The organism is Pusillimonas caeni (genome assembly GCF_003545815.1).
GTDB lineage: Bacteria > Pseudomonadota > Gammaproteobacteria > Burkholderiales > Burkholderiaceae_B > Pusillimonas > Pusillimonas caeni.
In genome coordinates this window covers 750572-775749 of sequence record NZ_PDUW01000001.1, presented here as the reverse complement: position 1 = coordinate 775749, position 25178 = coordinate 750572, and the positions used below count along the sequence as shown (strand labels likewise).

At 64.3% G+C, this 25178-nt stretch carries 25 protein-coding genes; 8 read left to right on the top strand and 17 right to left on the bottom strand.

The annotated features are described in order from the left end of the window. Window positions 1-205: 205 nt before the first annotated feature. The 17 genes from CSC67_RS03670 to CSC67_RS03590 form a co-directional block, all read right to left on the bottom strand. Window positions 206-1726 carry a DUF3482 domain-containing protein gene (locus CSC67_RS03670; protein WP_118993195.1) on the bottom strand — a complete coding sequence of 507 codons (1521 nt, stop codon included), beginning with the start codon at window positions 1724-1726 and terminating at the stop codon, window positions 206-208. Next, entirely contained in the window at window positions 1716-3140 is a 1425-nt protein-coding gene (locus CSC67_RS03665; RefSeq protein WP_118993138.1) for a DUF2868 domain-containing protein, read from the bottom strand. The genes CSC67_RS03670 and CSC67_RS03665 overlap by 11 nt, the downstream gene beginning before the upstream one ends. Beyond that, window positions 3141-3509, bottom strand: a complete 369-nt coding sequence (locus CSC67_RS03660; RefSeq protein WP_118993137.1) for a YkvA family protein — start codon at window positions 3507-3509, stop codon at window positions 3141-3143. Window positions 3510-3625: 116 nt separating this feature from the next. Then, the gene (locus tag CSC67_RS03655; RefSeq protein WP_118993136.1) at window positions 3626-3874 is read right to left on the bottom strand and encodes a GlsB/YeaQ/YmgE family stress response membrane protein; all 249 of its coding nucleotides are present in this window, start codon (window positions 3872-3874) and stop codon (window positions 3626-3628) included. A gap of 140 nt (window positions 3875-4014) precedes the next feature. After that, window positions 4015-4614 (bottom strand): SRPBCC family protein, encoded by a 600-nt coding sequence (locus CSC67_RS03650; protein WP_118993135.1) that lies wholly within the window; start codon window positions 4612-4614, stop codon window positions 4015-4017. An 18-nt stretch (window positions 4615-4632) separates the two neighbouring features. Then, window positions 4633-5118, bottom strand: coding sequence for a (2Fe-2S)-binding protein (locus tag CSC67_RS03645; protein WP_118993134.1), 486 nt, complete (start codon window positions 5116-5118; stop codon window positions 4633-4635). Next, window positions 5115-7415: a xanthine dehydrogenase family protein molybdopterin-binding subunit gene (locus CSC67_RS03640; protein WP_118993133.1), complete on the bottom strand. Its 2301-nt coding sequence runs from the start codon at window positions 7413-7415 to the stop codon at window positions 5115-5117. The genes CSC67_RS03645 and CSC67_RS03640 overlap by 4 nt, the downstream gene beginning before the upstream one ends. A 9-nt stretch (window positions 7416-7424) precedes the next feature. After that, entirely contained in the window at window positions 7425-8291 is an 867-nt protein-coding gene (locus tag CSC67_RS03635) for an FAD binding domain-containing protein (RefSeq protein WP_118993132.1), read from the bottom strand. Next, complete coding sequence (locus CSC67_RS03630; protein ID WP_118993131.1) at window positions 8288-9889, bottom strand: alpha/beta fold hydrolase; 1602 nt, start codon at window positions 9887-9889, stop codon at window positions 8288-8290. The genes CSC67_RS03635 and CSC67_RS03630 overlap by 4 nt, the downstream gene beginning before the upstream one ends. A 41-nt stretch (window positions 9890-9930) precedes the next feature. Further along, window positions 9931-11016: an aromatic ring-hydroxylating oxygenase subunit alpha gene (locus CSC67_RS03625; RefSeq protein ID WP_118993130.1), complete on the bottom strand. Its 1086-nt coding sequence runs from the start codon at window positions 11014-11016 to the stop codon at window positions 9931-9933. A 30-nt stretch (window positions 11017-11046) separates the two neighbouring features. Continuing rightward, window positions 11047-11751, bottom strand: coding sequence for an ABC transporter ATP-binding protein (locus tag CSC67_RS03620; RefSeq protein WP_118993129.1), 705 nt, complete (start codon window positions 11749-11751; stop codon window positions 11047-11049). Beyond that, a complete protein-coding gene (locus CSC67_RS03615) occupies window positions 11744-12538 on the bottom strand; it encodes an ABC transporter ATP-binding protein (protein WP_118993128.1) in 795 nt (264 codons plus the stop codon). Before CSC67_RS03615 ends, CSC67_RS03620 begins: the two co-directional genes overlap by 8 nt. Next, window positions 12531-13508, bottom strand: a complete 978-nt coding sequence (locus CSC67_RS03610) for a branched-chain amino acid ABC transporter permease (RefSeq protein ID WP_118993127.1) — start codon at window positions 13506-13508, stop codon at window positions 12531-12533. Before CSC67_RS03610 ends, CSC67_RS03615 begins: the two co-directional genes overlap by 8 nt. Further along, window positions 13505-14377 carry a branched-chain amino acid ABC transporter permease gene (locus tag CSC67_RS03605; protein WP_118993126.1) on the bottom strand — a complete coding sequence of 291 codons (873 nt, stop codon included), beginning with the start codon at window positions 14375-14377 and terminating at the stop codon, window positions 13505-13507. Before CSC67_RS03605 ends, CSC67_RS03610 begins: the two co-directional genes overlap by 4 nt. Then, window positions 14377-15561, bottom strand: coding sequence for an ABC transporter substrate-binding protein (locus CSC67_RS03600; RefSeq protein WP_118993125.1), 1185 nt, complete (start codon window positions 15559-15561; stop codon window positions 14377-14379). Before CSC67_RS03600 ends, CSC67_RS03605 begins: the two co-directional genes overlap by 1 nt. A gap of 106 nt (window positions 15562-15667) precedes the next feature. Then, complete coding sequence (locus CSC67_RS03595; RefSeq protein ID WP_118993124.1) at window positions 15668-16861, bottom strand: FAD-dependent monooxygenase; 1194 nt, start codon at window positions 16859-16861, stop codon at window positions 15668-15670. Window positions 16862-16960: 99 nt separating this feature from the next. Continuing rightward, window positions 16961-17818, bottom strand: coding sequence for a fumarylacetoacetate hydrolase family protein (locus CSC67_RS03590; protein WP_118993123.1), 858 nt, complete (start codon window positions 17816-17818; stop codon window positions 16961-16963). A 104-nt stretch (window positions 17819-17922) separates the two neighbouring features. Here CSC67_RS03590 and CSC67_RS03585 point away from each other — a divergent pair, with 104 nt between their 5' ends. From CSC67_RS03585 to CSC67_RS03550, 8 genes are all read left to right on the top strand, one after another. Further along, window positions 17923-18870: a LysR family transcriptional regulator gene (locus CSC67_RS03585; RefSeq protein ID WP_118993122.1), complete on the top strand. Its 948-nt coding sequence runs from the start codon at window positions 17923-17925 to the stop codon at window positions 18868-18870. 196 nt (window positions 18871-19066) lie between these two features. Further along, window positions 19067-20230 (top strand): ABC transporter substrate-binding protein, encoded by a 1164-nt coding sequence (locus CSC67_RS03580; RefSeq protein ID WP_118993121.1) that lies wholly within the window; start codon window positions 19067-19069, stop codon window positions 20228-20230. A 30-nt stretch (window positions 20231-20260) separates the two neighbouring features. Next, complete coding sequence (locus tag CSC67_RS03575; protein WP_118993120.1) at window positions 20261-21118, top strand: branched-chain amino acid ABC transporter permease; 858 nt, start codon at window positions 20261-20263, stop codon at window positions 21116-21118. Between the two features lie 2 nt (window positions 21119-21120). Further along, window positions 21121-22119, top strand: coding sequence for a branched-chain amino acid ABC transporter permease (locus CSC67_RS03570; RefSeq protein WP_245220106.1), 999 nt, complete (start codon window positions 21121-21123; stop codon window positions 22117-22119). After that, on the top strand, window positions 22116-22865 hold the full coding sequence (locus CSC67_RS03565) for an ABC transporter ATP-binding protein (RefSeq protein WP_118993118.1): 750 nt from the start codon (window positions 22116-22118) through the stop codon (window positions 22863-22865). Before CSC67_RS03570 ends, CSC67_RS03565 begins: the two co-directional genes overlap by 4 nt. Continuing rightward, the gene (locus tag CSC67_RS03560) at window positions 22862-23587 is read left to right on the top strand and encodes an ABC transporter ATP-binding protein (RefSeq protein ID WP_118993117.1); all 726 of its coding nucleotides are present in this window, start codon (window positions 22862-22864) and stop codon (window positions 23585-23587) included. Before CSC67_RS03565 ends, CSC67_RS03560 begins: the two co-directional genes overlap by 4 nt. A gap of 23 nt (window positions 23588-23610) precedes the next feature. Next, window positions 23611-24828: a cytochrome P450 gene (locus CSC67_RS03555; RefSeq protein ID WP_118993116.1), complete on the top strand. Its 1218-nt coding sequence runs from the start codon at window positions 23611-23613 to the stop codon at window positions 24826-24828. Between the two features lie 18 nt (window positions 24829-24846). Continuing rightward, complete coding sequence (locus CSC67_RS03550; RefSeq protein WP_118993115.1) at window positions 24847-25167, top strand: 2Fe-2S iron-sulfur cluster-binding protein; 321 nt, start codon at window positions 24847-24849, stop codon at window positions 25165-25167. The last annotated feature ends 11 nt before the right edge of the window (window positions 25168-25178 follow it).

The window sequence follows — 25178 nt, the reverse complement described above, 5'->3', positions numbered from 1 at the left end:
TTCTTGCGCAGTACTTGCCGGCCGCTCTCATCTTGACCGTGAAGATGAAAACAGCGCTTACCCAGGTCAATGCCTATCAGCTTGATCGTCGCCATGATGGTCTCCTTATCTCCAGGGGGAAATCCCCCTACAGCGTACCCGCCCTCGCCGAGGGGCGGGCTGACCATCTCATTACTCAAACCCACGGCGCTAACAAAACCTCCGGCTAGCCGGCCGGCTCCATATCAATGGATGACAGCCAGCGAGCCAGGCTCCGCACCACATCTTCCCGACGCGTGCTGTCCTCCTCATAATCGGGCGACAGATTCGACCAATGCGGCTGGCTGCGCGCTTCGGCCAGTTCGGCGGGCAGCTTGCCCGAACGCAGCGCTAGGCGGGCCAGAGATTCTGAAGGATCGGAGGCGGCGTGAGCGCTTGATTGCACATGCCGCGTTGCATCGGCCGGTGCGTCTGCTTCCGTTTCGTTCCCACCGGCATAGCCATGCCGCGGCGAAGCGCCCGCATCGATGACGATCGGCGACTGCGCCGCATGGCCGCGCCTTTGCAGCGCATCGACCAGCGCCAGCTGCCGCAGCGCCAGCAGGCGCAGCACCGCGTCGTCCACCGTAATCTCCCGATAGCCCTGCACCCGGCCCATCACCCGCTTGCCCAGGCGATTCGCACCCTGCCACAGGCCGCCCGCCATGGCGCCGACCAAGGCCGCCGCGCCCAGGCTGAGTCCCGCGGTGAACAGGTCGACCGTGACACCCGCCATGGCGCCCGCCGCCATCCCCTTGCCCACGTGTACGCCCATGTCCTTGAGCGCCTGCGGATGAAAGAGATCCATGCCCCAGCGTTCGCCCTGCAGCGGCAAGGCGTGCTGAGGGAAATCCTCGCTGCGGAAGTTGTAGCGCCGCAGCAGTTCGCGCACACAGGTGTCTTCGCGCTCGCGCACCAGCTTGCGCAATTTCTCGCTGGCTTGCTCGACATCGGCCTGGTCGGGTTTGGAGGCGAGCCGCAGCGCCGCCACGTCGACCAGCAGCTCGGCGACCATGCGCAAGGCATCGTCCCGGCGTATGGCTTGCTGCTGCAGCACGTCTTCCTTGAGCGCCTGCAGCAGGTCCGCGCGCGAATCGAGCATCAGCGCCAGCTTGTCGTAAAGCCGCGATTCGCCATCGAGCGGGGGCGCCACGGAATCGAACTCCACGGCCGCGTGCAGGCCCAGGCGAGCCAGCGCGGCGCGCCATTCCTCTGCCCGCTGACGCGGGCTGTGCGTGAAATTGAGCACCGGCAGCAAGGGCCGGCCGCATAGCCCCAGTACGGCCAGTTCATCTCGATGCTTGCCCAGCACCGGATCGCGCACGTCGATCACATAGAGCCCCGCGTCGCAATCCAGCAGCCTGCGCAGCACGCGCGCCTCCTGCTCGAAGCGGCGGGTGCTTTCGGGCGAATCCAGAAAGGCAAGAATGCGGTCCGGGCCTTCCCGTCTCTGGGCAGGAGGGCTCAGTTGGTCCAGATAGTCCAGCAGCCCCATGCCGTCTTCCATGCCGGGCGTATCGTAGAGTTCGACCGCCTGCGCGCCGGCCAACAGCAGGCGCGCGCCTTCCACGTGCCGTGTGGTGCCCGGGCTGTCCTGCACCCGGCCGAAGTAGGGGTCGCGCGTGAGCGTGCGCAGCAGCGAGGTCTTGCCGGTGTTGGTGTGGCCCACCACCGCCAGGCGCAGGGTCGCGGTGAGGTCAGAGGTCATGGGCTTCATGGTGGACTCCGTCCAGCCAGGCCAGGGCGGGGCCGAGCGCGGAATGGACCTGGCCGGCCTGCAGGCCCACGGCTTCCAGCTGTTCGCGCCATGTTTGCAGGCGGGACTCCCGGGTGTGCGCGCCGGACGGCGGGGCCATGAAGGACACGCCGGTTTCTCCGGCGTAGGTGGCGAGTTCGGCGATATAGGCCAGCGTGCCCCGGTCGGGGGTCTGATAGCCGTCGCAGACGATCAGCAGGCGGGGTACGGGGCGGGCATGCAGCTGATCGAGCAGGGCGTGGCGCTGGGCGCGGCTGTCGATCACCCCTGCGTTCTGGACCGCCCGGCCCAGGCCCGAGGGAGGCCAGACCGAATCGGGCGCCAGTTCCAGGCCTACGATCAGCGGACCGTCCCGGAACCCTGTGCCGGCCGGCAGCGGCGCGATGTGCGCGTGGGTAGCCCGGCCTTCGGGCGCGTCCGGGGCGATGCCCTCGCTGGGCGGCATCAGGCGCGGGCGCAGGCTTGCGTAGCCCGGCAGCGAGGTGTCCAGCACGGCCGCCCGGCGGATGCCCCGCCAGGCCAGAATGCTGCTTGCCGCAAATGCCGCCAGGCGGGGCACAATGCCGTATATCAGCACGCAGCCGATCAGCCAGCCGGACCAAAGCGCCAGGGCCTCCTGCGGAAGAGGGGTCAGGCCGTCGCTCAGCCGTATCACCGCTTCTGAAGGCATGGCGAAACCCAGGCGCGCGGGCAGCCAGCCCAAGGCATGGGTCAAGGCCACAAAGGCGTCGGGCGACAGCAGCGTGGTTTCCCAATTGAACGAATAGCGCCGCGCGGAGAGCAGGGCCAGCATGGTGGCCAGCAGGCTGAGCAGGGCTGCGAGCCATAGCAGATGGCTGACGGCACTGAGCGACCATCGCAAGGCGCCGCTGCGGCCCAGCAGGCCCCCCAGCGCGCGAGGCGCCAGCGCGGCGTCCGGCCCCCGGGCCAGTTTGCGGGTGGCGTCGAGCCAGATGCGTCCCAGCCAGGCGCCTCCGCCGTTGGCTTTGATGCCGAGCCCGGCCAGCCACAGGACGAAGGTCAGCGCATGAAGCCCCAGCATGGCCGTCAGCGCCAGCGGAAGATTGACCGGCCTCGAACCGTCGCCCAGCGCGCCCAGCGCCATGCCGAAGCCCGTGACGAGCGCCAGGGCGATCATGGCCGTGAGCGACCAGCGGGCGATCTGAGTCCAGTGCCGCAGCGTCTCGTTCAGTTTCTCGCGGCGGCCGAGCAGTTGCGCGCGGTAAATGATGCGTTGGGAAAAACCGCCCCCCTGGGCGCGCACCCTGCGCACCTCGGCGCCGTCTTCAAGCGGGCCCCAGTGGGCCTCGCGCAGGCGCAGTGTTTCGGTCAGCCAGGCCTGCCGGAAAGAACCGCCTGCCCGCATTCAGGTTTTGGCCTGTTGCGGCGCGGCTTCGGCGCGGGCTCCCAGCCACTGGTCGAGCTTGTCGTGGGCCTGGGCCTTGACCTGGGGCGTGATGTAGAAGGCGACCGTGGCCAATGCCGCGGCCATGACGCTGAGGTCGTCGGTGTAGCCGACCAGCGGCGCCAGGTCGGGGACGGCGTCCAGGGGAAGAATGAAATAGCCCAGCGCGCCGTAGATGACGCGCCTGGCCCAGGCCGGCGTGGCCGGGCTCTGGGCCGCGTAGTACAGGTAGAGGGCTTTTTCGAGTGTGCCCCGGCCCGCCGCCGCGGCGTGCTTGGCGAGTTTCTTCCAGAACCGCGAGGCGGTGTAGAGATGTCTATACTGAGTCATGGTGCCCTCCGTGCGCGCCAGGATCCATACCCCATTGTAGCGAGACGGAGGCGGCTTGTACGGATGCAAAAAGGGGCAGGCTCAGCCTGCCCCTTGCGGACCCGGCGCGGCAGGGGTCAGGATTTCTTGACGATGAGCCCGTAGATGAAGAGGACGATAATGGCCCCGATGATCGAGGCGACCCATCCCGCGCTTTCGCCGGCCTGGTACCAGCCTGCGGCGACGCCGATGTAACCCGCCACGAGCGCGCCCACGATGCCCAGGATGATGGTCATGATGATGCCCATCTTCTGTTCTCCGGGCATGATGGCCCGGGCAATGAGGCCGACGATGAGCCCGACGATGATCATGCTGATGATACCCATGGTGACGACTCCTTGACGGTGAATTGAGGTGGAACGAAAACGTGCGGGTACGGCGAACTTCAGCAACGCACTAATAATAGGTGGGGCCGCCGCAGGCGTCCAGCATGGCGTTAAAGAATTCGTATCAAAAAGTACCGAAGTCAGCTCCAGTACACGAGGGCGATCAGCACGGCAAGGGCCAGGAGGGCTGCAACGGACCACAAGGCGATGCGATTGCGCGGCGCCGCGGCGGGTGCGCCGACATCATCGCGCCGCGACGGCCGGGTCTCGGCGGCGGACGCCGGGGCCTCGTCTTGGGCTCCCGCATCGAGCAGCCTCTTGAAGCGCAGAAAGAATTCGTCCGCGGTCTTTTTTGCAACGCCGTCGATCAGCCGCGAGCCGACCTGGGCGAGCCGGCCCCCTACCTTGGCCTTGACGGCGTAGTTCAGCTCGGTGTCGCCCGCCCTGTCGGCCAGCCGGACGGTCGCGTCGCCCTTGCCGAACCCCGCCGCGCCGCCGCTGCCGTCGAAGCTGAGCGCATAGGATTCGGGGGGCAGGAGATCGATCAGCTGCAGCCTGCCCTTGAACCTGGCCTTGATGGGACCGACGGTGATGGCCATGACGACGTCATAGGCGTTGGCCTCCGCCGGCAGGAAGCTGTCGCATCCCGGGATGCATTGCCTGAGAATTTCGGGATCGTTCAGGCCTTGCCATACGCGATCTCTGGGCTGGTTGATGAGCTGGGTTCCGGTGAGTTCCATGCGTTGGGGCCTATTGAGCTAAACCTGTTCTTGCTTGTTCATGCGATGGGCGGCGAGCTGTACCGCCTGGATGATTTCGGGATAGGCGGCGCAGCGGCAAAGATTGCCCGCCAGGAAATGCTTGATGTCCGATTCGCTGGGCTCGGGATTCTGGGCCAGCAACTGCTTGCTCATCATCAGAAAGCCCGGCGTGCAGAATCCGCACTGGAAGGCGCCGCAGTCGATGAAGGCCTGCTGCAGGGGATCGAGCTCGCCGCCGCTGTCCAGCCCTTCGACGGTAAGCACCGAACAGCCGTCCAGATCGATGGCCAGGGCCAGGCAGCCGCTGACGACCTTGCCGTCGACGCTGACGGTGCAGCAGCCGCAAAGCCCTTGTCCGCAGCTTTCGCGCGCGCCATACAGTTCGAAGGTATTGCGCAGCACGTCGAGAACGGAATGATGCGCTTCGACCTCGGCCCATACCGGCTGACCATTCAGTTCGAAGCTTATGCGGGTCGTGCTCATGTAAGGGTCTCCTCGATGGGATTGGCGACGGCCGCGCGCAGGGCCTTGCACAGGGTTTCATGCTTCATGGGCATGGAGGTCAGCCGTACGCCCACGGCGTCGTCGATGGCCGCCGCGATGGCCGAAGACACTGCAAACGCGCCGCTTTCGCCCACGCCCTTGGCACCGAAGGGGCCGTTGTACTGATGCATGGGAACTGCGTCGTTGCGGATGGAGGCCGGCAGGTCGGTGATGCCCGGAATCTTGTATTCGGCGAATGAAGCGTTGCGCAGCTGCCCGTCTTCGTCGAATTCCATTTCTTCGTACAGGGCCGCGCCCAGCTGCATGATGGCGGCGCCGGACACCTGGCTTTCGACGATTCGGGGATTGAGCACGGCGCCGCAATCGACCACGTTCTCCATGCGAAGAATGCGGAACTGGCCGGTTTCCGTGTCCACCTCGACCTCGATGCCGCAGCCGCCTATCATCCAGTTGGGCGTGATGTTCTCGGAGTGTCCGGTTTCTTTATTGGGCGAGGTGTATTCGGGTACATAGCTGCCCCAGCCCACGATGTTGCCGGCCTGCATGCCGTATCGCTTCTTGAGCAGTGCGGCCGCATCGAGCGGCTCGTCCGCGGGCAGGCCCAGTTCGGCCCGCAGCGCCTCCATCTTGTCGCGGGCGTCCTGCGCCGCAAGGCGTATGGCGTGCCCCATGTGGAAGGTCGAGCGCGAACCCAGCGTGGCCATGTCGTAGGGCGTCACGTCGGTGTCCGGCGCGATGACCTTGATCCGTTCGGGCGAAATGTCCAGGACCTCGGCGGCGATCATGGCCAAGGTGGTGTTGGAGGCCTGGCCCATGTCCACGGTGGACGCATGGACGAAGCAGCTGCCGTCCGCCGAAAGCGTCACCATGGCCACCGAGGTGGTGGGCGCCACCAGCGCCTTGAATCCTACGCCGATGCCCCGGCCGCGACGCAGTGTGCCGCTGCCGCGGTCGAAGGGCTGGTCCCAGTTCATGCGTTCCGCCGTCCTGTCCAGGACTTCGATCAGCCCGGCGCTGCGCATCACCGTGCCGGTGGAGTGCGCCTGCCCTTCGCGCAAGAGATTCATGCGCCGGAACTCGACCGGATCGATTCCCAGCTCTTTGGCGATGATGTCGGCCTGGCTTTCGTAGGCCCACACCAGCTGTGTGATGCCGAAGCCGCGAAAAGCGCCCGCCGGCGGCAGATTGGTATAGACCTGGTAGGAATCGACCGCAACGTTCTGTATGTCGTAGGGGCCGGTTGCGGTGAAGCCCGATTTTTGCGTGACGCGGGGGCCGATGTCGGCATAGGCGCCGCCGTTCCACCATACGGTGCACTGCCGTCCCGTGATGCGCCCGCTGCCGTCCACCGCGGTCTTGATCTTGAAGGTGGTGCCATGCTTGGTGATGGTGTAGAACTGCTCGGCCATGGTCAGGGCGACGCGCACGGGCCGCCGCGCCAGCAGCGTGAGGGCGGCGGCCAGCGCTTCCAGCTTGATGTACAGCTTGGCGCCGAATCCTCCGCCAAGGAAAGCGGTGCGGACACGCACGCGCGACTCGGGCCAGCCGAGAAGGCGGGCGATTTCCAGGCGCACGAAGGAAGGGCTCTGGGTGGCGGTATGCAGCGTGATCCCGGAGCCGGTCAGTTCGGCCAGCGAAATCATGGGCTCCATGGGCGTATGCATCACTTGCTGGGTGCGGAACGTATGCTCGAATACTCGATCGGCCTGGGCGAAAGCCTGCTCGACGTCGCCCTTGCGAACCTGGAAGTCGAGCGCGATGTTGGTGCCGCGGCGGCCCGCCAGGTGCTTCAGGTCGGGAAAGGTGCCCGCCGGCTTGAGTTCGTCGTGGACCACGATCTTCGATTCGGCGGCCTGCACTTCGTCGAAGACGGCGGGCAGCTCTTCGTATTCCACCTCGATGAGGTGGGAGGCCTCTTCGGCGATGTAGGGGTCTTCGGCCAGCACCACGGCCACCGGCTCGCCGACATAGTGGACCTTGCCGACCGCCAATATGGGCTGATCGTGGAAGGCCGGGCCGAAGTAGGGCTGCGGAATCACCTTTATGACGTCTTCGGCCGTGACGACCGAATGGACGCCCGGCACGGCCCGGGCCTGCGCCGTGTCGATGGAAAGGATGCGCGCATGCGCCATCGTGCTGCGCAGCATCTTGGCATGCAGCATGCGCGGAAGCCGCAGGTTGTGGATGTACTCGGCCCGGCCGGTGACCTTCGCGACGGCTTCGGTGCGGCCGCGGGAAGTGCCCAGTACGCGCATGGCCTTGTGTGAAGTGTCCATGGTGTTCTCCTAGTTGACGGCGCCCGGGGCGGCGAGGCGAACGGCGCGTCCCAGATACACGCTGAGCAGATGCTTTTTGTATTCGGCGCTGCCATGCTGGTCGTCGACCACGTCCAGTTCGTGCGCGGCGCGTTCGCCCGCTTCGCGCAGCGCGTGGTCGGACAGTTCTATGCCGACCAGCGACCGGGCGACGCTGGCCAGGCGGGTGGGCCGGTCGGTGGCGGCGCCGACCACCAGCTCGGCATGGCGCAGCCTGTCTTGCTCGGGTTGGAGGCAAACCGCCACGCCCAGGGTCGGCCAGTCGTGGGAGGCTCGCGTAGTCACCTTGATGTAGGCCGCGTTCGCGGCATGCATGGGCGGCACGATGACCTTGGTGATGATTTCGCCGGGCTCGAGCGCGGTCTCGTAATAGCCTTTCACCAGCTCTTCGACCAGCATTTCGCGCGTGCCGCGGGCGCCCTGGATCTGGACCCGGGCACCCAGGATGGTCATGACGGGGGGCATGTCCAGATGCGGATCGGCATGGGCGAGGTTGCCGCCTATCATGGCCACATTGCGCACGCGCACATTTGAAAGCTTGCGAAAGGCCTTCGCCAGCACGGGCCATCCGCGCTTGATGTCGTCGTTGTGCTCCAGCGACGACAGGGTGGCCATGCCGCCGATATGCAGCTCGCCCGACTCCGTCACGCGCACCTGCTTGTACTCGTCTTCGACGTATCTCAGGCTCACCAGCCGGGAGGGCCTGAGCACGCCCGCCTTCATCATCAACATGACGGCCGTGCCGCCGCTGACCGGGCGGACGTCCGGGTCGCCGGGCTGCAGCATGCCGATCGCCTCGGCGATGCTGCGGGGTTTGAGGTATTCGAAGGGAATCATTGTTTGGTCTCCGCGATATGGCTGCTGGGCTGGCCGGCCCGGCGGGCCAGGGCAGTCAGCATGCGTATGATCGGTCCCGGTGCTTCGATGGGAGTAAAGTGCCGCGCGCCCGGGATGACGCTTAGTTCGGCCCCCGCGATGGCGTCGCGCATCGCCTTGGCCATCTCGACGGGCGTTGCGTAATCGTCCTCGCCCACCGCGATGGATACGGGCATCTCGAGCTCGCCGAGGGCCTTGCGCGCATCGAAGGCGCCCAGCGCCTGGCAGCTCGCCGCATAGCCTTCCAGGTCGTTGGCCAGAAAGGCGCTTACACAGTGCTCCACCAGACGGCCGTGCTGCTGCCGGAAGGCGTCGCCGAACCATCGGGTCTTCTGGAATTCCACCATGCTGCCGAAGCCCTCGCTGCGCGCCTTGGCGGCGCGCTGGCTCCAGTCCTGGGCCGCGCTGTCGCCATACCAGGCGGTGGTGTCTATCAGCCCCAGCCCGTCGGTGATGTCGGGGTTGTCGATGGCGAACTGCAGCGCGACGCAACCGCCCATGGAGGCGCCGGCGATGAGCACGCGGCCGCAGTCCAGCTGCCGCAATGCGGCGCGCACGTCCGCCGCCATTTGGGCGATGGTGTAGGGCCCATCGGGCTTGCTGCTTTTTCCGTGGCCGCGCAGATCGAGCGTCACGACCCTGGCATGTTCGGAAAGCGCCGGCGCGACCTGGTCCCAGAAGGCATGGTCCATGCCGAGCGAGTGCAGCAGCACGAGGCACTGTGCGGCGTCGGCGGGTCCCGCCGTCTCGACGAACAGGGACAGTCCGTCGTCCAGCCGCACTGTCCGGCTTTGCGGCGCCGACGAGGTGTCGGCGATGGGAATGAACAGAGCGGGCTGCCCGTTGCGCTTGAAGCTTTCCGCCACGAACCCGCTTCGCTTTGCATGCTCGATGTAGGTCCGCAGAAAGGCGGAGGCCTCGGGCCGGCCCTTGGGGCAGCCCGCCGCCTGCTTGATCAGAGTGAAGCAGCCGTCCAGCACGCGCAGCCCGCCTTGCTCGTCGGCGGCCATCTGCAGCGCCTGCCGTATGCCGGCGGCGACGTCCACGCCCTCGTCCGCAAACCGCTGCATGGATTCTTCCGATGTCCCGAAGCGGACGATGCGGGCCTGGCTCAGGTGGCGGGTCAGGAAGAGATCGTACGCGGTGCCTTCGCCCACCGCGACGCTCATTCCGGGCGCATCGACCTCTTCCACGTCTTGAATGGGCGAATCGTCGGGCACCATGTAGGTGCCCTCGATGTGGACGTAGGGCTCTGAATAGACGATGTCGACTGCTCTTTGAGGGTCGATGGCCAGGAAGGCGACATCCCAGACGTCCTGGGCTGCGCATTGGGACACTTTGCCGGCCGAATCGAATTCCTTGAACTCGACCGGCACGCCGAGGCGCCGGGCGATGTCGTGCGCCATGTCCACCGTCACGCCCGCCAGGCGGCCGTCATGGGGGCTTTTCTGCACCAGCAATGGGTTGCCGAGATTCAGGGCGACCCGCAACACACCCGTGGGCGCGAGTTGTGCGGCGGTCTGTTCATCGATGCCCAGGGCGTTCGGGTCCGCGGTCACTATGTTCTCCGTAGGGTTGGCAGGGTGGTCCGGCAAGCAGCTCAGGCTTCCTCGAGGACGGCGAAGGAGTGCTCGGGGACGAGCGCCGGCGGGGCGACGACGTGGCGGGGGTTGCTCGCTTCTTGAGCGGCCCTCTGCTCCAGCAGACGCCGCGCGCGAATGGGGGCCTCGTCGAGCTTGATGGCCACGTGCGGCACGGGGGTCTTGCGCCGCTCCATCTGCTGTTGCTGGATTTCGAGCACTTCTTTGTCTTCGTCGAAGGTGGCGGAAGAGGCCTTGCGGATGCCTTCGGTCAGGTCGGCGTTGTCCAGCCGGTAGTTGCGCACGAAAGCCCAGAAATAATGCGTGCCCGTTTCCGACTCGGGAGTCAGCAGGTGCAGCACATGGCCGATGCGCGCCGCCGTGCGGTCTTCTTCGATGGGATGCACGCCCACCACCGTCAGATTGATGGACGGAACGAGGTGGATGGCCGATTGCCAGCGATTGATCTGGCAGGGCCGGCCTATGACCAGCTCGAAGAAGGGCGGCGCCTCGATGTTGGGCATCTCGCGATGGGCGCGCACCAGACAGTCGTGTTCGACCGAGACCTTGGCCGTGTAGCCGGCGATGGACTCTTCTTCGTCGTTGCCTATGGTTCGGCTGTGCACATAGGTTTCGTGGCTGAGGTCGAGCAGGTTGTCGTTGAGCAGGGTGTAGTGGGCTTCGATGTGATGGTAGCCCCGCGACGAGGCCCAATCGGGGCTGCTGTGCCAATGCACGTCGGGTATCAGGCCCGTGTCCGCCAGGTCGGCGTCGCCCATCCAGATCCACACGAAGCCATAGAGCGCCTCGAGCGGATATGTCTTGACGTGGGCGGCCGAGGGGATGTTGGTCTGGCCGGGAACCTTGGTGCACTGTCCGTCGGCTGAAAAGCACATGCCGTGGTAGCCGCATTGCATCTCGTCCCCCACCCGCTTGCCCTTGGACAGCGGCAGCAGACGGTGCGGGCAGCTGTCGTCCATGGCCGTGTACCGCCCCAGCGACGTGCGGTACATGATCAGCGGCGTGTCGAGTATGCGCCGGGCGATGAAGGGCTGGTCGAATTCGTGCTCGAAGCCGGCAACGTACCAGGTATTTCGAATGAACATGATGGTCTCCTATATTTTCTTGTCGTCGGTTCAGCTGCAAACGCCCAGCAGGCGGTTCAACAGCGCGTTGTCCCGCTGCAGTTCGCCAGCCGCGCCTTGATGAACGACCGCGCCCCGTTCAAGTACCACCGCGCGCTGGGAAATGGTCAGGATCAAGTGGGGATGCTGCTCGACGATGATGACGCTGAGGCCCTCGTCGCGCGCCACGCGCTCCACCCCTTTCAGTACTTCTTCGACCAGGATGGGCGCCAGCCCTTCGGTGGGCTCGTCCAGCAGCAAGAGTTTCGGATTGAGCACCAGGGCGCGGCCGATGGCGAGCATCTGCTGTTCGCCGCCGGACAACTGGCTGCCCATGTTTTCTTTTCGTTCCGAAAGCCTGGGGAACATCTCGTAGACCTTGGAGGCCGTCCACGCGCCCGGCCGCGCCACGGCAGTCAGGTTCTCGTGGACGGTAAGCGACTTGAAGATGTTGCGCTCCTGGGGCACCCAGCCTATGCCCGCCCGGGCGCGTACATGCGGCGCGCAGTGCTCGAGCGGCTGGCTGGAAAGGCGAATGGAGCCTTTGTAGCGCGTGGTCACGCCGACCAGCGTGTCGATCAGCGTTGTCTTGCCGGTGCCGTTGCGCCCGAGCAAGGCCAGCGTTTCGCCCTGGCCGAGCGAAAGCGAGACATCGTTCAGCACGACGGCATCGGCATAGCCCGCACGCAGGCCTTCGACGCTTAACAGTTCAGGCATAGCGCACCTCTATCGGCGTGGACGCGGCGGCCGGGGCGCCATGCCCCAGATACACCTCTTTGACGCGGGGGTCGTTCGACACCGTGGCGGGGTCGGCCTCCATCAAGAGGGAGCCGTTCACCAGCACGGTCATGCCGGTCGCGAAGCTGAAAACGAGATCCATGTCATGCTCGATGAGCAGAATGGAAATGTCCTCGGGAAGCGAGGCGATGATGCTCAGGAGTTCGCTCCGCTCGCCTGCCGGAACGCCGGCGACGGGCTCATCCAGCAGCAGAACCTTGGGGTCGCACGCCAGCGCAATGGCGATTTCGAGCTGGCGGCGCTTGCCGTAGGGCAATTGCTTGGTGGGCCGGTCCATGACGTCCAGAAGGCGAAGCTGCTGCAGCAGTTCGTGGCAGCGCCGGGCGATCGACGGATCGGCGCCCAGCGGCCGCCATAGCTTCGTGCCCAGGCCGGCGCGCTCGCTGATGACGATGGCCAGCGTCTCGAGGGGAGTCAGCGATTCGAACAGCTGATTGATCTGGAAGGTGCGGACCAGGCCGCGCCTGGACCGTTTGTGGACCGGCAGCCGGGTGATGTCGTCGCCGTTCAGAAGTATGGTGCCGCTGGACGGGCGCAGGACGCCCGTCAGTAAATTGACGAAGGTGGTCTTTCCGGCGCCGTTGGGACCGATCAGGGCGTGGCGCGCGCCTTTCTTGAGGTTCAGCGACACATTGTCGATGGCGATCAGCCCGCCGAAGCGCCTGGACAAGCCGGAAGCCGACAGCACGTAAAGCTCGTCAGTCATGCGAGCCTCCCGTTTTGAACCAGGTCCATGGCCGTATCAGCCGGTCGCGGCCGACGCGCATCAGTATCACCAGGAACAGGCCGACCCAGAAGGTCCAGTACTGGGGGGTGAGGTCGGACAGGACGTGGTGCAGGCCGCTGAACACCACGGCGCCCACCACGCCGCCATACAGCCAGCCGGTGCCTCCGATCACGACCATGAGCAGGACGTCCGCCGATTTTTCGAAGCTGAAGGCCTCCAGCGATACGAAGCTCATGCTGTGCGTTTGAACGGCGCCCGCCGCGGCGGCGACGGCTCCCGCCAGGGTGTAGCCCATAACGATGCGCCGGTGGGTGTCTATGCCTATGGCGGCGGCCCGCAGGCGGTTGTCGCGGATGGCCCGCAGGCTGTTGCCGAATGGCGAGCCGACGATGCGGCGGCAGATGAAGAGAAACACGAGCAGGATCGCGAGGGAGTAATAGGCCGCCGTGACCCCGTCGAAGGTGAAGGGGAACACACCCAGCACGGGACCCATCATTATTCCTTGCAGACCGTCGGCGCCGCCGGTCAGCCAGGTCATGTAGTTGCCGATCTCGAGCAGGATGAGCGACACGCCCAGAGTCACCATCACGACGGTGAGCTCGCTGCCGCGCAGGATGGTGAAGCTGCAGAGGAAGGCGGTCAGCCCGCCGACGCCCATCGCGAACAGCAGCCCCACAATGGGCTCGGGCATGACGAATTTTGCGAACAGGCCGGCTGCGAAGGCGCCCATGCCGAAGAACGCCGCATGGCCCAGGGACATGATGCCGGTGTATCCCAAGACCAGGTCCAGCGAAATTGCGAACACGGCCATGATGGCCATCTGGTTGATCAGGAAGGAGGTGCCCGGAAAAGCGGCCACGACCAGGAAGGGCGCCAGCCAGAGCAGGGGCTCCCAGGGCCTGAGGCGGGCCCTTCTGTGCAGAACGTCTTGAACGGTGATTGTCGTCATCGCGCGCCTCTCTTCACGAACAGGCCTTCAGGCCGCCACAGCAGGATCACGATCATGACCGCGTACACGATGAAGGACCCCAGTTTGGGCATGTAGTACTTTCCCGTGACGTCGGCGATTCCCAGGATCAGAGAGGCCAGCAACGGGCCCGAAAGGGAAGATGTGCCGCCGATTGCGACGACGATCAGGAAATAGATCATGAACTTGAAGGGAAAGGTGGGGTCCAGGCCCAGCACTTCCGAGCCCAGCGCGCCGCCCACCCCGGCCAGGCCGGAGCCGACCGCGAAGGTCGACAGGAATATGACGTTGACGTTGATGCCCAGCCCGTCGGCCACGCGCTGGTCGTCGACGGCGGCGCGCAGCCGGCTGCCGAACCGGGTGCGCGTCAGGATGTATTGCAGGACGAAGGTCAGGGCGATGCACACCGCGATGATCAGCAGCCGGTAGTGGCCCATGGCCAGCACGTGGTCGCCGAACACCAGCTCGGTGCGGCCCCGAAGCCACTGGGGAAGCTGGATGATCTGTTCGCTGGATCCGATGCTGTAGTCCACGATGGTGACGGCGATGAAGGCCAGGCCGATGGAGAACAGCACCTGGTCCAGCGCCGGCTTGTCGTACATCGCCCGATACAGGATACGTTCGAGGACGGCGCCCATTGCCGCCGTGACGACGAAGGCAATGGGCACGCACAGCAGGAAGGGGACGCCATAGTGCCGCATGAGCAGCACCGTGACGTACCCGCCGGCCATGGCGAAGGCGCCGTGCGCCAGGTTGATGAAATTCATCAGGCCCAGAGTCACGGACAAGCCTATCGCCAGCACGAACAGCAGCATGCCGTAGGCAACACCGTCGAACAGAATGGTCAGCATTATTTCTTTTCACCCGATGCGTTGACGTTCTCGATGACGTCGAACTCGACGTTCTGATATTCGTCGCCTACTTTTTCCACCTTGCGCATGTAGATGTTTTGCACGAAATCGCGGGATTCGGGGTCGACCCTGACCGGACCGCGCGGGCTCTCGAACGACAGCGTCTTCATGGCGTCCACCAGGGCCATGCCTTCGCCCTTGCCGTCGGTCGCCTTCAGGGCCTCGTAGATCAGCCTCATGCCGTCATAGCCCGCCACGCCGAAGAAATTGGGCCGGCTGGTGGAGTCGACGCTTTTGTAGAGGTCGATGAACTTGCGGTTCAGCTCTGAATCGTGCGAGGTGGCGTAGTAGTCGGAGGTGATCACGCCCAGGGCTGCGTCTCCGGCCTCGTTGAGGTTGTCGTCATCGGTGATGGCGCCATGTCCGATCAGCTTGATGCCGGCCTCGGCAAGGCCTCGCTGGCCATACTGCTTGAGCAGGGCGGCGCCGGGGCCCGAGGGCAGCATCACGAAAAGCGCGTCGGGCTTGACGTCGCGCACGCGCTGCAGAAAGGGAGCGAAGTCGGGGTTGCGCATGGGCACGCGGATTTCGTCCAGTATCTTGCCGCCGGAGGCCAGGAAGTATTTCTTGAAGGCCTCTTCGGACTCGTATCCCGGCGCATAATCGGGCACCAGCGTCACGGCGGTCTTGATGCCGTTGTCGACCGCCCATTGCGCAATGCCGGAGGTGACCTGGGTGATGGTGCCGCTGGACCGCACCATGAAGGGCGAGGCTTCTGTGTTGGCTTGAGTCTGCGCGGCCATGAGCACCATGGGCGTCTTGGATTCGGTGGCGATCGGCGCGACGGCCAGCGTGATGGGGGTCAGGCCGAATCCCGCGATGACGTCCACCTTGTCGTTGACGATGAGCTCCTGGGCGAGCTTGCGGGAGTTCGCGGCGATGCCGCCGTCGTCCTTGAGAATGACCTGTACTTTGCGGCCGGCCACCGTGTCGCCGTGCTCTTTGGTGAAGGCCTGCACAGCCGAATAAAGCTGGCGTCCCGTGGAGGCGAACGCCCCGGTCATCGGGACGATGAGCCCCACTTTGAAGGGCTTCTCGGCCGCCAGGACCTGCGGGGCATGGACGCCCGTTGCGGCCAGCGCCAGCACGCTCAGGGCCGTGCGCAGGAAATGCCTTTTTTTCATGGCAATGTCTCCGTTATCGTTTTGTTGGAATGAACTGCTAGGTCAAGACGCACCTCGGTAAAACGGTTGATACACAATGGACGCACTCATCGGGCGGCGTCCGCAATCAATACACTTTCTCTTCGAGCTCGACGCCCCGGTACAGCCAGTCTATTTCCCAGGGGATCGACACATCGCGCTTGCGCGCGAGCTCGTTGCGCAACAGCCGTTCGCCCGCCGAGGCATGCATGATGGCGCCGAACAGGCGGGCGGTGGTCACGACGCGTGCCGTACGATTCAGGCGGCGCCCCTGGTATTCGAGAAATGCCGCGTTCACATTGGCGGGCTGGCGCTCGAGTTCTTCGGCCAGCACCAGGGAATCCTCCATGGCCATGATGGCCCCCTGCGCCAGATACTGCAGCGCCGCGTGGGCCGCGTCGCCCAACAGGGTGACATTGCCGTCGGTCCAGTTGGTGGCGGGCTGCAGATCGTGCAGCAGCCAGTTCTTGTCCAGCGAAAAATACTTGAGCAGGTCCTGAACCTGGGGGGCGCAATGGAGAAAGGCGTTCTTGAACTCGTCGATGCCGCCGTAGTCGTGCTCCCAGCGCTTGAAGGCCGGGCTTTCGAAGGTGGCGACATTGTTCATGACCGTACCTCCCCTCAGGCGATACTGAACCAGGTGGCAGCCGGGCCCAACGTGCACGATCATGGAGTTGACGTGCTGCTTGTTGGCGATTTCCTCGATGGGCACCAGACCCCGGTAGACGACGTGCCCCGTTGCGCGAGGTCCGCCGTCGTCCACGATGCGGGCGCGGGTTTTCGAGCGGAGCCCCTCGACGCCGATCATGGCGCGTCCCAGCAGGACCTTGCCGTTGCTGCATGTGACGCTGACCGAGTCGGGATGGTTCTCGTAGCCGTTGACTTCGCCTTCTTCGAAGGAGAAGGATTCTTCTCTGCGGCAGGCCTCGATGAGCGCCGCGTGGAGATCGCGGCGATGCACGACGAAGTAGCGGTACTTATACCGCTCCTGGAAACTCTTGCCAAGGTCTATTCTGGAGATTTCCCTGTTGTCGACGGCGTCCATCAGAATGAGGGCGTCGGGGTAGAACACCTGCGGCTCGAGCATTTCCATGACGCCGAGGCGATCCAGGATGGCGTGGCCGTTGGGCGCGATCTGGATGCCGTAGCCTATCTCGCCCACTTCGGGGGCGCGCTCCAGTACTTTTACGGGAAATCCCTTGCGCGCCAGAGCCAGGGCGGCGCACAGGCCGCCGATGCCGCCTCCGGCGATGATGATCGGTAAGCTTTCACTAGGGTCCATATGACCTCTCCAGAGGGATGGCGCGCGAACTGCAGTGTCAGCGCAGCCTTGGGGCGCCCTGAAGGCCCCCTCGAATCAAGGGTTGATCGAAGCTGCCGATCAGGTCGACGTGACGGCGACCTCCATGCGGCCGATCTTTTCGAACTCGGCCACGATGACGTCGCCCGGACGGACGGGGCCGACACCCTCGGGCGTGCCGGTGTAGATGACATCGCCGGGATGCAGGGTGTAGAAAGCGGAGGCGTATTCGATGAGCTCGGGTATGCCCAGGACGAGATCGCGGGTATTGGCCTTTTGCCGCGGTTCGCCATTGACCGTAAGCTGAAAGTCCAGGTTCGTGGCATCGCCCATTTCGTCGGCGGTGACCATCCATGGGCCCAGCACGCTGTAGCTGTCCACCGATTTACGCAGGCTGCGTTCTTCCGGCCCCCGCACGGTCATGTCCAGGCCGATGGTGTAGGCGGCGATATGGTCCCAGGCATCGTCCTTCTTGATGCCGGTGCCGGGCTTGCCGATGATGACGGCCAATTCGATCTCGTGGTCGTTGCGGCGGTCGTGGTGCCGTATCGCGACAGGGGCGCCTGCGCCTATCAGCGAACTGGTCGCCTTCAGGAACAAGCCGATGCGCTGGATCTCGATGACCTGGCTCTGGTGATGGATGCCTGGGTCGGCGCGGGCCTCTTCGAGATGCTTCTGGTAGTTCACGGGCGCTGCGACGAGCTTTCCCGGATTGGCGACGGGGCTGAGAAGCCTGACCTCGCCGATCTTCTTGCGCTGTGCGCCCGCCATCAGTTGCCGGGCGCGTTCGAGCACCTTGTCCAGATTGGCGATCAGCGGATCGAAGGCGGGCAGGGGATAGGTGCTGGCGGGTATGGCGTCCAGCGCTGCCGTTACGTCCAGAATATGCTCGCCGTCCACTACGCCCAGGCGATTGTCGTCGAATCTGCAAACCCGCATCTTGTCTCCTTTATTTATTGGATGACAGTGTCTTGCATGCGGGAAGGGCGTGCAATATGCTATTTAAAATAGTGGCGATTGTTGTTTTAAATGACGGGGCGCGCATGGCGGCGACTTCAAAACTAGACCTGTACGACCTCTTGCTGTTGAAGGAAATCCGGGCCGCCCGCAGCGTCACCGGGGCGGTGCCGCAGGTCGGGCTCAGTCAACCCGCCATAAGCATCAGGTTGGGCCATTTGCGGCAGCATTTCGGCGATCCGCTTTTTGTCCGAACCTCCGGCGGCCTGATGGCCACTCCCTTTCTCGACAGCCTCATGGGCGACATCGAGCACGCCATCAAGCTGCTGAATCCCGAAGAAAGCAGCCGCCGCGCCTTCGACCCGGCCACCTCCACGCGGCGTTTTCGCCTGGGCCTGAGCCATATCGCGCAAATGGTCATGCTGCCCGAAGTCCTCGGCCAGTTGAAAAGCCTGGGCCCGGGCCTGCAGGTCGATTCCATCGACCTGGACGGCACCACCGCCAGCCTGCTCGAAAGCGGCCAGCTCGATCTGGCCGTCGGCTATACGTTCGAACTGCACAACGGCTTCTTCCAACAGCGGCTGTTTGCCGAAAACTATTCCTGCATCGTGCGCCGGAATCATCCCCGCATCGGCGACACCTTGACGAAAAAGCAGTTCCACGACGAAGAGCACCTCGCCCTGGTCGCGCCGGCCACCGGTCATTCGCTGCTCGACAAGGTGCTTGAAGAACGCGGGGTCCAGCGCCGCATAACGGCCCGGGTGTCCTCCTACCTGGGGCTGGAGCAGATACTCGTATCGACCGATCTTCTGGCGATCGTGCCGTCGAGACTGGCGCGAACGCTAGCTTATGGAGATCGAATCAAGATATTGGGCCTGCCCTTCCCGTCGCCCACCTACGAGGTGCGGCAATACTGGCACGAACGCTACCACTACGACTCAGGCAATAGCTGGCTGCGCAAGCTGGTCTTCGAAAGTTTCACCAATCTTCCGCCGGTATTCACCAAGCTGCTGGGCGCTGCTCAGCCTCTCTGAAAACTTCTGCCCTCCTCTTCGGGTTTAGGGGTTTTCCCCATAAACCATATGGTTGGTTTTCCAACTTGTTGACTTACCAACAAACTGCCGATAGTATTTTCGGCAGGCAATCCCTGGGCATAAAGAAATGCATGCGTTCGGGCACACCGCTCGTTCGTTCTCAGGCGCGCCGCACACAATAAACAGGAGACACACAATGAAAGTGCTACGCATTGGCGCGGCCGCGCTGGCGGCTGCGTGCTTGTCCGGCTACGCCGTGGCCGATACCGTCAAGGTCGGCATCATCGCCCCGTTCTCGGGGCCCTTCGCCCACTACGGCAAACTGTTCAAGGACGGTGCTGAATCCTACGTCAAGCAGCAGCAGGGCAAATTCGCAGGCCACGATGTACAGATCATCTATCGCGACAGCGGGGGACCCAACCCGGGCGGCGTCAAGACCGCTGCTCAGGAGCTCATCGTCAACGACAAGGTGGATTATCTCGGCGGCTTCGTTTTTACGCCCAACGCGATGGCCGTCGCGCCCCTGATCCAGCAGTCCAAGACGCCCACCGTGGTCTTCAATGCGGCGACTTCGTCCATCACCACCAAGTCCGATTACTTCGTGCGCAGCTCGTACACCCTTTGGCAGGTGACCGTGCCGCTGGCCAAGTGGGCCCACGACAAAGGGCTGAAAAAAGTCGTGACCGCCGTCATGGACTATGCACCGGGCGTCGATGGCGAAAAGGCTTTCGACACCGAGTTCACCAAGCTGGGCGGCGAAGTCGTCGATCGCATCCGCATGCCCATGAGCACCAACGACTTCAGCCCGTTCGCGCAGCGCATCAAGGCGTCGGGCGCCCAGGCCGCCTATATCTTCCTGCCCGGCGGCCCGCCCAATCTGGGTTTCGTCAACGCATACAACCAGAATGGCCTGCGCGAAGCGGGGGTCGAGTTTCTAGGAACGGCCGAGATGGATGAATTCGACCTGCAGAAGTTCGGCGATGCGGCGCTGGAGCTGATGACGTCCTTCCATTATTCGGCGGCCCACGATTCGGACGCCAACCGCGAGTTCGCCAAGGCCATGAAAGAGCAGGCGGCGGACTCCCTGCTGAACTACGCGTCGGTCGGCGCCTACGACGGCATGCGCATCATCCACAAGATGGTCGAGGCCACCGACGGCAAGAAGGATGGCGCCAAGGCCATGGAAGCGATTCGCGGGTTCGAATGGGAAAGCCCTCGCGGCCCGGCCAGAATCGATCCCGAAACGCGCCATATTACTCAGAACGTGTATCTGCGCAAGGTGGAGCGGGGCGCCGACGGCAAGCTTCAGAACACCGAGATAGAGAACTTCGGCCCTCAAGTCGACCATGGCCTCGAGTGATTCCTTTCAAACCGGATTTGGGGGCGGACTGTGCCGCAGCTGAGCAATATCCTGATCGACGGCGTCGTCTACGGCATGGTGCTGTTCATCATTTCCGTCGGCTTGTCCGTGACGATGGGGCTGATGCGCTTCATCAACCTGTCGCATGGCGCCTTCGCCATGGCCGGCGGCTACGCGGCCGCCCTGCTCATCCGCGAGCAAGGCCTGCCGTTCGGCGCGGGCGTGGCGCTGGCCATGCTGATCACGATGGCGCTGGCCGCCGTGCTCGAGACATTCGTCTTTCGTCATCTGTACAAGAAAAGCGAACTGCAGCAGGTGCTCTTCACCATCGGCTTTACTTTCGTCTGTATTGCCACCGCCAACTTGCTGGCGGGCGCCTATATACAGACACTGCCGCTTCCGGAATGGATGCAGGGATCCGTCGCGGTCGGCGCACGGACCCTGCCCAAGCAGCGGGTGGTCGTCGTGGCGGCGGGTGCGCTGGTGGTATTGCTGCTGTGGCTGCTCGTGGCCCGTACGCGCTTCGGCATCTGGCTGCGTGCATCGGTGGACAACGCCGGCATGTCGTCGTCACTGGGCATCAATATCCGCCTGGTCCAGTGCGCCACCTTCGCCATCGGTGCGGGCCTTGCGGCGCTTGGCGGCGTGCTGGGCGCCGAACTCATGCCGCTCGAACCCTTCTATCCGCTCAAGTACCTGGTGCTGATGCTGGTGGTGGTGACCGTGGGCGGGCTGGGCAGCATCTCGGGCACTCTCTGCGCGGCGCTTTTCCTGGGCATCATCGACACCGCAAGCCGCTACCTGGCTTCCGATTTCGGCAACCTGTTCTTCTATGCCGCCATGATTCTCCTGCTTGCCGTCCGCCCTCATGGAATTCTTAGGAGATGACCATGCAGACAACTTCCGCACTGCCTCGCATGGCGAGCGTTCCCCAGCGGTTCCCCTGGCATGTCTATGTCATAGGACTGGGCCTCATCCTTGCACTGTACTGGCTTTTCCCGGGCAACATGCTGATCATGACGCGCATTGCCATCATGGCCATCTTCGTCATGTCACTCGACTTGCTCACCGGCTACGCGGGCCTGGCCACCTTGGGGCATGCCGCTTTATACGGCATGGGCGCCTACGCGGCCGGGCTGTGTGCCAAGTTCCTCACCGGCGACCCCTTGGTCGGGCTGGCCGTAGCGGCCGGCGCCGGAGCATTGCTGGCGCTGATCTCGGGCGCCTTCCTGGTGCGCTATCAGGGGCTGGCCTTCTTGATGCTGACCATTGCGGTCGTAGAGATCATGCACAATCTGGCCAGCAAGATGCAGCACATCACCGGGGGCGACGACGGCTTGTCGGGGTTCACCATCGACCCCTTGTTCGGCAGGTTCGAGTTCGACATTTTCGGCGTGACCGGCTATTGGTACAGCGCCATCGCGCTTTTCCTGTGCTATGTGGTCTTGCGTCGCATCATGAGCTCGCCGTTCGGACTGTGCTGCGAGGGCATACGCGAGAACCGCGACCGCATGAGCGCCAACGGCACGCGCATCTATCCGCAACTGCTGAAACTGTACGTACTGTCGGGCGCCTTCGCCGGCATCGCCGGCGGGTTGTCGGCGCAGATCACGCAGGTCGTGGGGCTGGACAGCCTGGGCTTTACCTTGTCGGCCGAGGCCCTGGTCATGCTGGTGCTGGGCGGCGCAGGCAATCTCGTGGGAGCCATTCTTGGCACGGCCCTGTTCACCGGCATTCATCATTTCGCCGCGACGGCCAATCCCTTTCACTGGCTGTTCGTCATCGGCGGCCTGCTGATGCTGGTCGTGTTTCTGCCCCGCGGTTTCGTCCAGGCAGCGCTCAAGCGCATGGCACGGCGTGTGACGGGTCTGACAGGGAGGAGCGCATGAGCATGCTGCGCGTAGAAAAACTGAGCAAATCGTTTGGCGGCCTGAAGGTCACCGACGATGTGTCGCTGTCGCTCCGGGCCGGAGAGCGCCTGGCTCTCATCGGCCCCAACGGCGCCGGCAAGACGACGCTCGTGAACCAGATTTCGGGCTTTCTCGGCGCGGACGCCGGCGCCATTCATCTGCAGGATGAAGACGTGACGCGCTGGCCGGCTCACCGGCGCGTACGCCACGGCCTGGTGCGCACCTTCCAGATATCCAAGCTGGCTTTGACGCTGCCGGCCATCGACCAGGTCGCCCTGGCCATACACCAGCGCGATGGCTCCATCAACAATATGTGGCGCCGCAAGACGTCCTACGGACCGGTGCTGGAAGAAGCGCGCTCCATTCTGGATGCGCTGCAGCTGGGCCGGCTGGCCCACGTCGCGCCCTCTGAAATGGCCTATGGCGACCAGCGGCTGGTCGAGGTGGCGCTGGCGCTGGCCTTGAAGCCCAGGGTGTTGCTGCTGGACGAGCCCATGGCGGGCGTGCCCAAGTCCGAGGCGCAGTTGATCCTGGATGCGCTCGAGCGCCTTCCTTCGGATCTGGCGGTGGTCATCATCGAGCACGATATGGACCTGGTGTTCCGCTTCGCCCACCGCATTGTTGTGCTGGCCAACGGCGCGGTGCTGGCGACGGGCTCGCCCGACGACATCCGCCGCGACGATACCGTGCGCGCGGTCTATCTAGGCAAGGCGGGGCAGCTATGACGACATTGCTTGAACTGGACGGCCTGGTGGCCGGTTACGGCCCCTTGACGGTGCTGCACGAGGTGGCTTGTTCCATTCCGGCCGGCGCCCGCATGTGCCTCATCGGCCGCAACGGGGTGGGCAAGTCGACGCTGCTCAAGTCGATCATGGGCCTGACGGACCGGCGAGGCGGGACGATACGCTGGCAAGGCAGGGACATCACGCGCTGCGGCACGGTGGAGCGCGCCCGTCTGGGCATCGGCTACGTGCCTCAGACGCGCGACATCTTTCCTTCGCTCAGCGTCGAAGAAAACCTGATCGCGGGCCTGCGCAACCGGCCCGTCTCGGCCATCGGCCGGGCCTACGAGCTGTTTCCGCGTCTCAAAGAGCGGCGCCGCAACGGCGGCGCGCAACTTTCGGGCGGCGAACAGCAGATGCTGTCGGTCGCCCGCACGCTGCTGGGCGAACCGCAATTGCTGCTGCTGGACGAGCCGCTGGAGGGGCTGGCGCCCATCATCTGCGAAGAGCTCATTGCCGCATTCGACATCCTCAGTCGCGACGAGGGGGTGGCCATACTTCTCGTCGAACAGAAAGTCCAGGAGGCGCTCGTGTTCGCGCAGGAGGCGATCGTCCTGGACCACGGGACGGTCGTGCACGCCGGCGCCAGCGCCGAACTGCTCGAAGACCCCGCCATCTTGGACAGATACGTATCGGTGGCCCAGGTGCCGGTACTTGATCATTAACGCTGGTCCCGCAGGAGAGAGACATGCAAAGCATACAGAAACACGAGGCGCCCGATTCTTCGGCGCCCAGTCTGGACATCGACCCGTTTTCCGACGATTTCCTGTCCAACCCCTATCCCCATCACGAGCGCATGCGCGAAGCGGGCGAGCTGGTATGGCTCGAAAGCTACGGCATATGGGCGTCGGCGCGACACAATGCAGTGCGCGCCGGTCTGAACGATTGGGAAAACTTCATTTCGTCGGCCGGCGTCGGCCTGGCGAACTTCCGGACCGAAAAGCCCTTCCGTCCTCCCAGCCTGATTCTGGAGGCCGACCCGCCGCAGCACACCCGATCGCGCACCGTACTGGCCCGCATTCTTTCGCCCAGGGCGATGCAGCAGGTGCGCGAAGAGTTCCAGCAGCAGGCCGAGCTCCTGATCGACAAGCTGGTCCAGCAGCGAGACATCGACGCGGTCAAGGATCTGGGCGAGGTCTTTCCCTTGAAGGTCTTTCCCGATGCGGTGGGCCTTACCGAAAGCAACCGGGAGAACCTGCTGCTGTATGGCAACATGGTGTTCAATGCCTTCGGACCGCGCAACCACATCTTCCTGGAGGCGGTAGAACGCTATGAGCCCGTGCGCGAATGGATCATGAACCAGTGCCGGCGCGAAGAATTGCGGCCCGGAGGGTTCGGCGACCAGATATATCAGGCCGCCGACGCGGGTGAAATCAGCTACGAGGAAGCGCCGATGCTCGTGCGCTCGTTCTTGTCGGCGGGCGTGGATACCACCGTGAACGGCATCGGCAATACCCTGTTCAGCCTGGCGAGCCATCCCGAACAATACGCCAAGCTCGTCGCCCGTCCCGACCTGGCCCGTCCCGCCTTCGAGGAGGGTCTGCGCTACGAATCGGCCGTCCAGACCTTTTTCCGCACCGTCAATCGCCCGGTCGAGTTTTGCGGGCTGCCGATGCGCGAGAACGACAAGGTGCTGTTCTTCCTTGGGGCGGCGAACCGCGACCCGAGGCAATGGAAGGATCCGGACGTGTTCGACATCGAACGCAAGCCGGTCGGCCATATGGCATTCGGCTCGGGCATCCACGGCTGCGTCGGGCAAGCCGTGGCGAGGCTCGAGGGCGAACTCATACTTTCCGCGCTGGCCAGGCGAGTCAAGAAAATCGAATTCACCGGAGAACCCGTGCGCAGGCTCAACAACACGCTGCGCGCCTTCGATTCGCTGCCCATGCGCCTCATACCCCATTGATCTACAGGAAGTCTCAAAGTGGCAACCATCAAGTACATAGACCCGACGGGCAAGGAGACCGTGCTTAGCGTGCCCGCTGGAACCAGCGTCATGCAGGCGGCCGTCAATCACAGCCTGCCCGGTATCGTGGGAGAATGCGGGGGGTCGGCCATGTGCGCGACCTGTCATGTTTATGTGGACGAACATGATCTCGCCAAGTTCGATCCGCCCGGCGCGCCCGAGCGCGAAATGCTCGAGTGCACCACGGCTCCGCTGCGCGGCAGCAGCCGTCTCGGCTGCCAACTCGCGGTCAGAGAAGGCGATATGATTACTGTCCGCTTACCCGACAGCCAACAATAGCGGCGGAGGTC

Excerpts from the sequence above, each read along its gene's own strand:
- CSC67_RS03670 (WP_118993195.1), bottom strand. The coding sequence starts at position 1,726 with ATGACCTCTGACCTCACCGCGACCCTGCGCCTGGCGGTGGTGGGCCAC.
- CSC67_RS03665 (WP_118993138.1), bottom strand. The coding sequence starts at position 3,140 with ATGCGGGCAGGCGGTTCTTTCCGGCAGGCCTGGCTGACCGAAACACTG.
- CSC67_RS03660 (WP_118993137.1), bottom strand. The coding sequence starts at position 3,509 with ATGACTCAGTATAGACATCTCTACACCGCCTCGCGGTTCTGGAAGAAA.
- CSC67_RS03655 (WP_118993136.1), bottom strand. The coding sequence starts at position 3,874 with ATGGGTATCATCAGCATGATCATCGTCGGGCTCATCGTCGGCCTCATT.
- CSC67_RS03650 (WP_118993135.1), bottom strand. The coding sequence starts at position 4,614 with ATGGAACTCACCGGAACCCAGCTCATCAACCAGCCCAGAGATCGCGTA.
- CSC67_RS03645 (WP_118993134.1), bottom strand. The coding sequence starts at position 5,118 with ATGAGCACGACCCGCATAAGCTTCGAACTGAATGGTCAGCCGGTATGG.
- CSC67_RS03640 (WP_118993133.1), bottom strand. The coding sequence starts at position 7,415 with ATGGACACTTCACACAAGGCCATGCGCGTACTGGGCACTTCCCGCGGC.
- CSC67_RS03635 (WP_118993132.1), bottom strand. The coding sequence starts at position 8,291 with ATGATTCCCTTCGAATACCTCAAACCCCGCAGCATCGCCGAGGCGATC.
- CSC67_RS03625 (WP_118993130.1), bottom strand. The coding sequence starts at position 11,016 with ATGTTCATTCGAAATACCTGGTACGTTGCCGGCTTCGAGCACGAATTC.
- CSC67_RS03620 (WP_118993129.1), bottom strand. The coding sequence starts at position 11,751 with ATGCCTGAACTGTTAAGCGTCGAAGGCCTGCGTGCGGGCTATGCCGAT.
- CSC67_RS03615 (WP_118993128.1), bottom strand. The coding sequence starts at position 12,538 with ATGACTGACGAGCTTTACGTGCTGTCGGCTTCCGGCTTGTCCAGGCGC.
- CSC67_RS03610 (WP_118993127.1), bottom strand. The coding sequence starts at position 13,508 with ATGACGACAATCACCGTTCAAGACGTTCTGCACAGAAGGGCCCGCCTC.
- CSC67_RS03605 (WP_118993126.1), bottom strand. The coding sequence starts at position 14,377 with ATGCTGACCATTCTGTTCGACGGTGTTGCCTACGGCATGCTGCTGTTC.
- CSC67_RS03600 (WP_118993125.1), bottom strand. The coding sequence starts at position 15,561 with ATGAAAAAAAGGCATTTCCTGCGCACGGCCCTGAGCGTGCTGGCGCTG.
- CSC67_RS03595 (WP_118993124.1), bottom strand. The coding sequence starts at position 16,861 with ATGGACCCTAGTGAAAGCTTACCGATCATCATCGCCGGAGGCGGCATC.
- CSC67_RS03590 (WP_118993123.1), bottom strand. The coding sequence starts at position 17,818 with ATGCGGGTTTGCAGATTCGACGACAATCGCCTGGGCGTAGTGGACGGC.
- CSC67_RS03585 (WP_118993122.1), top strand. The coding sequence starts at position 17,923 with ATGGCGGCGACTTCAAAACTAGACCTGTACGACCTCTTGCTGTTGAAG.
- CSC67_RS03580 (WP_118993121.1), top strand. The coding sequence starts at position 19,067 with ATGAAAGTGCTACGCATTGGCGCGGCCGCGCTGGCGGCTGCGTGCTTG.
- CSC67_RS03570 (WP_245220106.1), top strand. The coding sequence starts at position 21,121 with ATGCAGACAACTTCCGCACTGCCTCGCATGGCGAGCGTTCCCCAGCGG.
- CSC67_RS03565 (WP_118993118.1), top strand. The coding sequence starts at position 22,116 with ATGAGCATGCTGCGCGTAGAAAAACTGAGCAAATCGTTTGGCGGCCTG.
- CSC67_RS03560 (WP_118993117.1), top strand. The coding sequence starts at position 22,862 with ATGACGACATTGCTTGAACTGGACGGCCTGGTGGCCGGTTACGGCCCC.
- CSC67_RS03555 (WP_118993116.1), top strand. The coding sequence starts at position 23,611 with ATGCAAAGCATACAGAAACACGAGGCGCCCGATTCTTCGGCGCCCAGT.